Origin of the sequence: Mesorhizobium sp. M7A.F.Ca.CA.001.04.2.1, from assembly GCF_003998485.1 — a bacterium.
Lineage (GTDB): Bacteria > Pseudomonadota > Alphaproteobacteria > Rhizobiales > Rhizobiaceae > Mesorhizobium > Mesorhizobium ciceri.
This window is the reverse complement of the sequence record NZ_RZQT01000009.1, coordinates 80547-89960: the sequence shown is the minus strand read 5'-3', so window position 1 is coordinate 89960 and position 9414 is coordinate 80547. Positions and strand designations below refer to the sequence as shown.

Genomic DNA, 9414 nt, shown 5'->3' with positions numbered 1-9414 from the left:
TTACCATCTCGAGCGCGGTCTGTTCAGGGGCGGGTCGCTTCAACATGACCCAGTGAATCAAAAACCCCCGGCAAATGCCAGGGGTTTGTCAGCAGCCTGAAGGGCGGCCGTTGGGCCGCCCTTTTGGAACTCGATGGTCCAGCATGCTGAACTAGCGACGGTCGCCCATGAACTGCAACAGGAACATGAACAGGTTGATGAAGTCGAGATAGAGCGTCAGCGCGCCCATGATCGCCTTGCGGCCGGCAACGTCCGAACTGTCGCCCTCGAAATACATCTCCTTGATCTTCTGCGTGTCATAGGCGGTGAGGCCCGCGAAGACCAGCACGCCGATCGCCGACACGGCAAACGACAGCGCCGACGACTGCAGGAAGATGTTGATCACCGACGCGATGATGATGCCGAACACGCCCATGATCAGGAACGAGCCCATTGCCGTCAGGTCGCGCTTGGTGGTGTAGCCGAACAGCGACAGCGCACCGAAGGCGGCGGCCGTGGCGAAGAAGGTCTGTGAAATGCTGGCCGTGGTGTAGACCAGGAAGATCGAAGACAGCGACAGGCCGACGAGACCGGCATAGACCCAGAACGTCGTCTGCGCCGCCGAAACGCTCATCGACTGGACGCGGAACGACAGGAACAGCACGGCGGCCAGCGGCGCCAGCATCACCACCCAGCGCAGCGGCGAGCCGAAGATCGCGTAGCCGAAGGACGTCAGCATCTCGCCGCTCGGCAGCGTCGCGACAGCCGAAGCCGGATCGGTGGTGGTGGCCAGCATGATCGTGCCGACAGCGGCAAGACCGGTGATGAGGAGGCCAAGCCCCATCAGATTGTAAACCTTGATCATGTAGGCGCGCAGGCCCTGATCGATGTCGGCACCGACGCCGACGCCGGGCACGGCGCGCGTCTGGTAGTTGCGAATGGGATCAGCCATTGTAGTCCTCTATTGCTTCTGCCCCGTCCGGTGTCAGGTCCTTCCGGACCCAGGCGCCGCTGGCAGGGCTCCAGCATGCCTGTGGCGAAATATGATGGTTATTCGCGTCAAGAACAAGACCGTAACCGGATGTAACGGTTCGTGAGAGGGCGAAGCGCCGTTTCCTCGGCTTTTCGGACGGCTTTCTTACCAAGATTTAATCCAGGATGCCCGTTCCGGGCCTGTCGTCACAGGTTGCGCAGCACCGGTGCTGCCTTGTGGCCGAGCACCCGCCAAGTGCCGGCGAGACCAATGCCGACCGTGATCACCAGCGAAAACAGAATGGTTGCCACCGCCACCTCCGGCATGAAATGCGACGGCAGAGTCATGATGCGCGCGACGACGAACCAGGCGGCTGCGCTGCCCGCCGCCAGCGCGAAAATGGCGGTGGCCAGCCCGATCAGCATATATTCGAGCGAGAAGGCCGATATCAGCGTCGTGCGTGTCGCGCCCAGCGTCTTCAACACCACCGCATCATGGATGCGCGCCCGGTTGCCGGCTGCAAGCGCGCCGGCCAGCACCAGCACCGAAGCGATCAGCGCCACGCCAGCGGCCGCCCGGATCGCCGTGCCGAGCTGCCCGACCAGCCGGTTGACGACGTCGAGCGCGTCCTTGACCCGCACCGTCGTCACCGCCGGGAAGGCGCGGGTGACGGCGTTGAGGATGCGGGCGTCGTCCGCCGTCGATGCACTCTTTTCGGTCAGCGTCGCCATCCAGCCATGCGGGGCGCCCGCGAATGTGTTGGGCGAGAAGACCATGACGAAATTGATACCCATCGTCTCCCATTCGACTTGGCGGAAACTGGCGATCCTGGCCGTGACATTGCGGCCCAGCACATTGACGGTGATGGTGTCGCCGAGCTTCAGCCCGATCTCCTTGCCTTCTTGCGCCGAAAACGAAACCAGCGGTTCGCCGCTGTAATTTTCGGGCCACCAACTGCCCTCGGTCAGCGTCGCGTTCTCCGGCTGCCTGGTGTCATAGGTCAGGCCGCGATCCCCCCTCAGCACCCAGGCGCCTTCCGCCGGCACCTTCACCTTGTCGACGTCGACACCGTTCAGCGCCATCACCCGGCCGCGCAGCATCGGCACCTTGGCCAGCACGCCCTGCGGCGCCTCCTTGCCGATCAGCGCCGAGAAGGACGCGACATCGGCGCTCTGGATGTCGACGAAGAAGAAGTTCGGCGCCCGTTCCGGCAGGCTGCCCGAGATCTGTCGCCTGAGATTGCCGTCGATCAGCGCCAGCGTCACCAATAGCGTCAGCCCGAGCCCCAGGGACAGCACCACCGATGGCGTCAGGGCGCCTGGCCGATGGATGTTGCCGATGGCGAGCCTGAGCGCCACGAAGCGCACGCGCGGGCTTTTCCTGGCGGCCCATTGCACCAGTGCGCCGACCACGCGCAGCACCAGGAAGGCGAAGACGGTAGCGCCGACAAAGATCGAGGCGATGCGCTGGTCGCCCGAGAACAGAATGGCCAGCGCCGCAAGCAGCAGCGCGATGCCTATGGCCGCCGCGACATAGGCGGGGCGCGGCAAGCCGCGGCCTTCCAGCCCCATTTCGCGAAACAGCGCGGTTGCCGGCACGTCGCGGGCGCGGCCGAGCGGCAGCAGCGCGAAAGCCAACGTCACCAGCAGGCCGAACAGCGCCGCCATGCCGAGCGCGCCGGGATAGAAGCCGCCTTCGGCCGGCACCGGAATGACGGATTGCAAGGCCGCGCTCGCCGCGAAGGGCATTAGTGCGCCGAGCACAAGGCCCAGCACGATACCCAATCCGGCTATGATCAGGATCTGCACGAGATAGACGGCAAAGACGAAGCCGCCCGAAGCGCCCAGGCTCTTGAAGGTGGCGATGACGCCGCGCTTGCCGTCGAGATAGGCGCGCACCGCATTGGCGACGCCGACGCCGCCGACCACCAGCGCCGTCAGCCCGACCAGGGTCAGGAACTGCGAGAAGCGTTCGATGTTGGACGACAGCGCGGGCGCCGCGTTGCTGCGCGTGCGGATCGACCAGCCGGCTTCCGGAAAATCCGTGGCGGCCTGATCCTGGATGGCCTTGAGCCTTGCCTCGTCGGCGTCCGCCGGCAGCCGGATTTTGTAGGCATTCTCGACCAGGCTGCCCGGCTGGATCAGTCCAGTGGCCGCCAACCCTTCGGTCGAGATCATCAGCCTCGGCGCGAAGCCGAAACCGTCGGACACGGCATCCGGTTCGGCGACCAGCTTGGCGCGCAGTTCGAAAGTAGCGGTGCCGAGCTTCAGCCGGTCGCCAAGCTTGACGTGCAACCGCTCGAACAGAAGATCGGGCGCTGCCGCACCGAAGACGCCGAACTCTTCGCCGAACAGTTCCTGTTTCGACAGCGCCGGCTCGGTCTCCAGCGTGCCATAGAGCGGATAGACATGGTCGACCGCCTTGGCCTCGACCAGCGCCTGGTCGGATCCGTCGGCCAGACGCGCCATCGAACGCATGCTGGCGGTCCGCGAAACCGTGCCGAGCCCGTCAAGGAAGCTGCGCTCCGCCTGGCTGGCGTCACGCTGGTTGATCTGGAAGCGAAGATCGCCGCCAAGCAGCGTCTGGCCCTGATTGGCGACACCGGCGGTGATCGAACGCGCCACCGAGTTGACGCCGCCGATGGCCGCGACGCCGAGCGCGATGCAGGCGAGGAAGATCAGGAAACCGGACAGGCCGCCGCGCATCTCGCGCAGCGAGAAGCGGACAGCGAGCCTCAACGTCCGGGACAGCGGCATCAGGCCGTCACCTTGACCGGCGCCGGTGCCTCGATCCGGCCCGAGCGCATCGAAACCTGGCGCGAACAGCGTGCCGCGAGCGCCGGATCATGCGTCACCAGCACCAGCGTCATGCCGCGCTCGGCCGCCTTCGCAAACAGGAGGTCGGCGACCTGCCGCCCGGTCGCCTGGTCCAGATTGCCGGTCGGCTCGTCGGCGATCAGGATGCGCGGCGACGGCGCCAATGCGCGGGCGATCGCCACGCGCTGCTGCTCGCCGCCCGACAATTCGCCGGGATAGTGGGTGACGCGGTCGCTGAGGCCAACCGCCGCCAGCTCGCGCGCCGCCACCGCGAACGGATCGGAATGGCCGGCCAGTTCCAGCGGCACCGCGACATTTTCGAGCGCCGTCATGTTGGGAATGAGATGGAAGGACTGGAACACGATGCCAATGTTTCGGCCACGAAACGAAGCAATCTGGTCCTCGCTTTTGCCGTTGAGCAGCTCGCCGGCGATTCGGACCGTACCCGAATCGACCCTTTCCAGGCCTGCCAGGACCATCAGCAAGGTCGACTTGCCGGAACCCGAAGGTCCGACGATGCCGGTCGCCTCGCCGGTCGCCACATCGAGGCTCACCCCCTTCAGCACATGGACCGATGAAGCGCCCTCGCCAAGGGTCAGGGACACATCTTTCAGCGCGATGACGGCTTCTGTCAAAATGAAATCGTCCTATATCTGGGAATGAAGGCTCTGCTTGCCGGAAGCCGTCGACTGAAGAATTTCTAGCTCATATGGGGCCTGCCGCATGTCTTTCAAACGCAGTATTGCCGCAGGCTTCGTGGTTTTCCTCGCCATTTGCGGCGTCATGTCGTCGGCGCGTGCCGAGCCGTTCAAGATCGTCGGCTTCGGTGACAGCCTGATGGCGGGCTATGGCCTTGGACCCGACCAGGGCTTTACCGACAGGCTGCAGGCAGCGCTTGGCGCCAAAGGCCATGATGTGACCGTCGCCAATGCCGGCGTCTCCGGCGACACGACGAGCGGCGGCCTGGCGCGGCTTGACTGGTCGGTGCCGGACGGCACGCAACTGGTCATCCTCGAACTAGGCGCCAACGACATGCTGCGTGGCGTCTCGCCCGACATCACCAAAAAGAACCTCGACGAGATGCTGAGCAAGCTGAAGCAGCGCAAGATTGCCGTGCTTCTGGCCGGCATGCGCGCCGCACCCAATCTCGGTCCCGACTACCAGAGCGCCTTCGACGCCATTTTCCCGGACCTGGCGAAGAAATACGACGTCGCGCTCTACCCGTTCTTTCTCGACGGCGTCGCCGGCCAGCCCGGCATGCAGCTCGAGGACGGCCTGCATCCGAGCGCACGAGGCGTCGACCAGATGGTCGAACGCATCCTGCCCACGGTCGAGAAGGTGATCGCGGCAGTGCCGGGCGATTCCTAGCGGGTTGGAACTGTTTCCGCCCGGCGAGCTTTTAACAGGGACTGTGGCCAACAAACCTCTTGCTCCGTTTGACTATCGATGATTCGCTATGGGTGACAGTTCGATTCGAGGAAGGGAGGCTCTTCATGCCGCGTCTTTTCACCGCCCTCGAAATTCCGCGTGACGCTGCCCTTTCGCTGTCCCTGCTGCGGGGCGGCTTGCCGGGAGCCCGCTGGATCGACGTCGAAAACTACCATCTGACGCTGCGCTTCATCGGCGATGTTCCCGGCCATGTCGCCGACGAGATCGCCAACGCGCTCGACCGCGTCCACCGCCCTTCTTTCTCGCTGGCGCTGACCGGCGTCGGCGCTTTCGGCCAGAAGAAGCCGCATGCGGTGTGGGCGGGCGCTTCCGCCTCGCCCGATCTGGCCGCCCTTCAAGGTGAGATCGACCGCATCTGCCAGCGGCTCGGCATCCCGGCCGACCCGCGCAAATTCATGCCGCATGTGACGCTGGCGCGCTTGCGCAATTCGACCCCGCTGGACGTTGCCCAATATCTGTCGGCGCGCGGCAATTTCTCGACGCTGCCGTTCCGCATCGGCCGTTTCGTTTTGATGTCGTCGCGCGATTCGGTCGGCGGCGGACCCTACATCGTCGAGGAAGCCTGGCCGCTGTCAGGCACGGACGCCCGCGCCTCCAGCCTTGTCGCCAGCGCCTCCGACGCCTCGCGGATCATGCGATAGGCGGAAGCGAAGGCTTCTGCCTCGTCATGATAAGGATCCGGCACGTCGCGTGCCTTTCCCTGCGCGAATTCCAGGAACAGATGGATGCGGTCCTGCACGGCCGCCGGCGCCAGCGCCTTCAGGTCGGCGACATTCGACCGGTCCATGCCGAGGATCAGGTCGAAACGGTGGAGGTCCTGCGGCGTGACCTTGCGCGCCCTCTGCCCGGAAATGTCGACGCCGTGCCGCATGGCGACCGCGATCGCGCGTCGATCGGGGGCAGAGCCGGCCTCCCAGTCACTGGTTCCCGCCGAATCGAGCAGGATATCCCGGGCCGACCCGCGCTCGGCCCAAACGGCGCGGAAGACACCTTCCGCCAGCGGCGACCGGCAGATGTTGCCGAGGCAGACGAAGAGAATGGAATTTATAGGCTTCGCGCTCATCGATCCGTCGCTATGGTGAGGGTCGTTTTCGAATAGCACAGGATAGGGACATGGCGAGAGAGAAACTGGGCAGGCAAGCCGCTGAAGCCGCATTGACGGGCCTCGACGGCTGGGCGCTGGCGGAAGACGGCGCCTCCATCAAGCGCACATTCACCTTCGCGAATTTCTCCGAGGCTTTCGCCTTCATGACCCGCGTCGCGCTTGCCGCCGAGGCGATGGATCATCATCCCGAGTGGTCGAATGTCTACAAGACCGTCGACGTGACGCTGAACACCCACGACGCCGGCGGCGTCACTGCGCTCGATATCGATCTGGCCACGAAAATGAACCGTTTTGCCGGCGCCTGAGGCCTGGTATCGCCTCGGCAGGCCCAAATCGGCACCGGCATCTTGTAGCGGGGGTCGGGTTTCACCACATTTTCCCCCGCGGGGCAGGCGCCGGATGCGCATGAGCCCCGCAAGGAGAGACTGATGGCGCAACAATCCGGTTTTGATTTCTTCGGCTTTGGCGGCAAGCCGTCAGACGAGAGCGAAGTGCGCGAGAAATTCTGGCGCACAGCCAAGAAGGCCGCGCGGCAGATCCCCTTCATGGAAGAGGTCGTGGCCGCCTATTATTGCGCCATGGACAAGAACACGCCGCTGCGCGCCAAGGGCATTCTGCTGGCCGCGCTCGGTTATTTCGTGCTGCCGGTGGATGTCATCCCCGACTTCGTCTTCGGGCTTGGCTTCACCGACGACATCGCCGTGCTCACCGCCGCGATCACCGCCGTCAGTGCCCATATCACCACTGCGCACCGGCAGGCCGCCAGGGACGCCATGGCCGAGAAGGGCTGAACACGCGCGCGGAACGCCGTTGAAGCCGGCTTTCGGCGACAGCGTAAAAAGTCAAACTCTTGCCGCTTTCGTGGCCTCCAAGTCGCCAAAGGGATGTCGCGCCACCCGCTCGCAGGGCGGCGGCGCGGGTATGGTGGCGGTTTCCTCGGGGTGAGGGTCCTTTTCTCTTCGGAAATTCACCGTTTGGTAACCCAGATTAAATCAAAATGAAGCGACGGGCAGGACGCCAAGCCGGCCTGCCTCCGCACCATTTGGAATACGGGAAAAGCGATGCGCGGATTGATTGCGATAGTTTCGAGTCTGGCCCTGGTGGCCGTGGCAGCGCCGGCACTGGCGCAGTCGGCGACCAAGATCGGCCAGCACAATGCCTGGGGCACCTACAGCTACCAGGCATCGGGCGGCAAGGTCTGCTATGTCCTGACCGTGCCGACCGACAAGCAGCCGCCCACGCTCGACCATGGCGATATGTTCTTCTTCGTCAGCCAGCGGCCCGGCCAGCAAGTGTCCTACGAGCCGCAATTCATTGCCGGCTACAATTTCCAGGAAGGCTCCAAGGCCACTGTGACCATCGACAAGAAGACGTTTTCGATGTTCACGCGCGGCAAATCGGCCTGGGTCGAGAATGCCGCCGAGGAGCCGGTACTGATCGCCGCCATGAAGACCGGCACCGACATGAAGGTGACGGCGAAGTCCGGCCGCGGCAATCCCACCTCCTATGTCTTCTCTCTGAAGGGCATTTCGGCGGCGCTGACATCGATCGCCAAGTGTAAATAGGCAAAGCTACTTTTTTTGAGAGAAAGGCCGGGCCGCGAAGCCCGGCCTTTTTTCTTTCATACTTGCCCCGGCCCGGCCTCCGCCCGGCGGCGCCGGATCGCCTCGGCGATGAAGACACGCGATAGCGCGTGATAGAGCGGCTCGTGCGAGATCATGCGCGCCGTGCCGTAGCCCAGCATCGAGGCCAGCATCAGCGCGATGACATTGTCGTGATTGCCGGTCATCTCCAGGATGATGACGAAGGCCGTCATCGGCGCTTGCACCACACCGGCGAAATAGCCGGCCATGCCGAGCAGTGCCGCCACCCCAGTGCTCGCGCCAAAGAGGAGGCCGAGCGAACTGCCGATGCCGGCGCCGACAGCCAGCGAGGGCGCGAAGATACCGCCCGGAATGCCCGAGATCATCGACAGCAATCCCGCCAGGAACTTTTCGGCGAAGAAGAACCACGGCAGCGGCGTGCCTTCGACGGCGCCCCGCGCCTGCACGTAACCGGTGCCGAAGGTCAGCCCGCCCGAGGCGATGCCGATCACCGCCACCGCAAGCCCGCAGATTGCGGCCACGACCAGGGCGCGCCGCAAAGGCTGCCCAGTGTTCCAGCGCCGGATCCGCCGCGTCGCCTTCAACGCCAGCAGCGAGAACAGCGCGCCGAACCCGCCGCCGATGATGCCGCAGGCAAGCACCAGCGGCCATTCGGCAGCAAACGAGATGGTGTCCCTGGCGACGCCAAAATAGGTGTAGTTGCCGAGCAGGCCGAGCGAAGCGAGACCGGCCAGGATCACCGCCGTCAGCACCAGCCCGTTGGTTCGCGCCTCATAGGTGCGGCCCATCTCCTCGATGGCGAAGACGATGCCGGCCAGCGGCGTGTTGAAGGCGGCGGCAATCCCGGCGGCCGACCCGGCCAGGATCAGACCCCGGGCCTGCACCATGCCGCCCCAGCGTGCCGCCTGCAGCATCAGCGACGCGCCGACTTGCACCGTCGGACCCTCGCGGCCGATCGAGGCGCCGCAGAACAGGCCGACGATGGTGAGCATGATTTTGCCGGCCACCAGTTTGAGGGACAGGATATGGCTGCGGTCCTCGTCGTCACGCAGATGGCGGGCGGCGATCGCCTGCGGAATGCCGCTGCCTTGCGAACCGGGAAAGAAGGTGTGGGCAAGCCAGGCGCACAGCACGAAACCCAACGGCGTAATGGCAAGCGGCAGATAGAAACGCCAGCCGCCTGCATCTCCTGTCATCAGTTGAAACAGTTCCTGCGCCCTGTCGGCCAGCACCGCGAACAGCACGCTGATCACACCGATGCCAAGCGCGCCCGCCCAGAACACCAGGCGCGGCTGCCAGACCCGCCGTGAGCCCCACATCGCGCGCGAACGCCGCAGCATGGGATATTTTCGCGATGTGCCGGCCATGTCTGTCCTCGAGCGGGGAATGTTTCGGCCTAACACAGCTGGGCAGTCTATTAAACTAGCGCCGGAAAAACCTGTCGTTGGCGCTCGCCTGAGTGCCAGGCGGAAGCATCGCTTCGGTGAA

At 64.7% G+C, this 9414-nt stretch carries 10 protein-coding genes; 5 read left to right on the top strand and 5 right to left on the bottom strand.

The features are described from left to right. Positions 1 to 151 precede the first annotated feature (151 nt). The 3 genes from EN955_RS05225 to EN955_RS05215 form a co-directional block, all read right to left on the bottom strand. On the bottom strand, positions 152 to 931 hold the full coding sequence (locus tag EN955_RS05225; protein WP_013528823.1) for a Bax inhibitor-1/YccA family protein: 780 nt from the start codon (positions 929 to 931) through the stop codon (positions 152 to 154). Between the two features lie 227 nt (positions 932 to 1158). Further along, positions 1159 to 3708: an ABC transporter permease gene (locus EN955_RS05220; protein WP_024504014.1), complete on the bottom strand. Its 2550-nt coding sequence runs from the start codon at positions 3706 to 3708 to the stop codon at positions 1159 to 1161. Further along, positions 3708 to 4403, bottom strand: a complete 696-nt coding sequence (locus EN955_RS05215; RefSeq protein ID WP_024504015.1) for an ABC transporter ATP-binding protein — start codon at positions 4401 to 4403, stop codon at positions 3708 to 3710. The genes EN955_RS05220 and EN955_RS05215 overlap by 1 nt, the downstream gene beginning before the upstream one ends. An 88-nt stretch (positions 4404 to 4491) precedes the next feature. On the opposite strand from EN955_RS05215, the gene EN955_RS05210 reads away from it, so the two are divergent. Together EN955_RS05210 and thpR are read left to right on the top strand one after the other, a co-directional pair. Continuing rightward, on the top strand, positions 4492 to 5136 hold the full coding sequence (locus tag EN955_RS05210) for an arylesterase (RefSeq protein ID WP_024504016.1): 645 nt from the start codon (positions 4492 to 4494) through the stop codon (positions 5134 to 5136). 125 nt (positions 5137 to 5261) lie between these two features. Beyond that, a complete protein-coding gene (gene thpR / locus EN955_RS05205) occupies positions 5262 to 5858 on the top strand; it encodes an RNA 2',3'-cyclic phosphodiesterase (RefSeq protein ID WP_013528819.1) in 597 nt (198 codons plus the stop codon). Here the strand turns inward: thpR and EN955_RS05200 are convergent. Further along, entirely contained in the window at positions 5762 to 6280 is a 519-nt protein-coding gene (locus EN955_RS05200; protein WP_013528818.1) for a low molecular weight protein-tyrosine-phosphatase, read from the bottom strand. The genes thpR and EN955_RS05200 overlap by 97 nt on opposite strands. A 50-nt stretch (positions 6281 to 6330) precedes the next feature. Between EN955_RS05200 and EN955_RS05195 the strand changes: the two genes are divergently transcribed. The 3 genes from EN955_RS05195 (at position 6331) to EN955_RS05185 (ending at position 7887) form a co-directional block, all read left to right on the top strand. After that, a complete protein-coding gene (locus EN955_RS05195; RefSeq protein WP_013528817.1) occupies positions 6331 to 6627 on the top strand; it encodes a 4a-hydroxytetrahydrobiopterin dehydratase in 297 nt (98 codons plus the stop codon). 123 nt (positions 6628 to 6750) lie between these two features. Beyond that, the gene (locus tag EN955_RS05190; protein ID WP_013528816.1) at positions 6751 to 7113 is read left to right on the top strand and encodes a YkvA family protein; all 363 of its coding nucleotides are present in this window, start codon (positions 6751 to 6753) and stop codon (positions 7111 to 7113) included. Between the two features lie 270 nt (positions 7114 to 7383). Continuing rightward, positions 7384 to 7887, top strand: coding sequence for an invasion associated locus B family protein (locus EN955_RS05185; protein WP_013528815.1), 504 nt, complete (start codon positions 7384 to 7386; stop codon positions 7885 to 7887). Between the two features lie 56 nt (positions 7888 to 7943). Here the strand turns inward: EN955_RS05185 and EN955_RS05180 are convergent, their stop codons facing one another. After that, positions 7944 to 9293 carry a chloride channel protein gene (locus tag EN955_RS05180; protein WP_024504018.1) on the bottom strand — a complete coding sequence of 450 codons (1350 nt, stop codon included), beginning with the start codon at positions 9291 to 9293 and terminating at the stop codon, positions 7944 to 7946. Positions 9294 to 9414: the final 121 nt, after the last annotated feature.

What these genes read in the sequence shown, in the direction of transcription:
- EN955_RS05185 (WP_013528815.1), top strand. Translation starts at nt 7,384, where the DNA reads ATGCGCGGATTGATTGCGATAGTTTCGAGTCTGGCCCTGGTGGCCGTG.
- EN955_RS05210 (WP_024504016.1), top strand. Translation starts at nt 4,492, where the DNA reads ATGTCTTTCAAACGCAGTATTGCCGCAGGCTTCGTGGTTTTCCTCGCC.
- EN955_RS05200 (WP_013528818.1), bottom strand. Translation starts at nt 6,280, where the DNA reads ATGAGCGCGAAGCCTATAAATTCCATTCTCTTCGTCTGCCTCGGCAAC.
- thpR (WP_013528819.1), top strand. Translation starts at nt 5,262, where the DNA reads ATGCCGCGTCTTTTCACCGCCCTCGAAATTCCGCGTGACGCTGCCCTT.
- EN955_RS05220 (WP_024504014.1), bottom strand. Translation starts at nt 3,708, where the DNA reads ATGCCGCTGTCCCGGACGTTGAGGCTCGCTGTCCGCTTCTCGCTGCGC.
- EN955_RS05180 (WP_024504018.1), bottom strand. Translation starts at nt 9,293, where the DNA reads ATGGCCGGCACATCGCGAAAATATCCCATGCTGCGGCGTTCGCGCGCG.
- EN955_RS05190 (WP_013528816.1), top strand. Translation starts at nt 6,751, where the DNA reads ATGGCGCAACAATCCGGTTTTGATTTCTTCGGCTTTGGCGGCAAGCCG.
- EN955_RS05225 (WP_013528823.1), bottom strand. Translation starts at nt 931, where the DNA reads ATGGCTGATCCCATTCGCAACTACCAGACGCGCGCCGTGCCCGGCGTC.
- EN955_RS05195 (WP_013528817.1), top strand. Translation starts at nt 6,331, where the DNA reads ATGGCGAGAGAGAAACTGGGCAGGCAAGCCGCTGAAGCCGCATTGACG.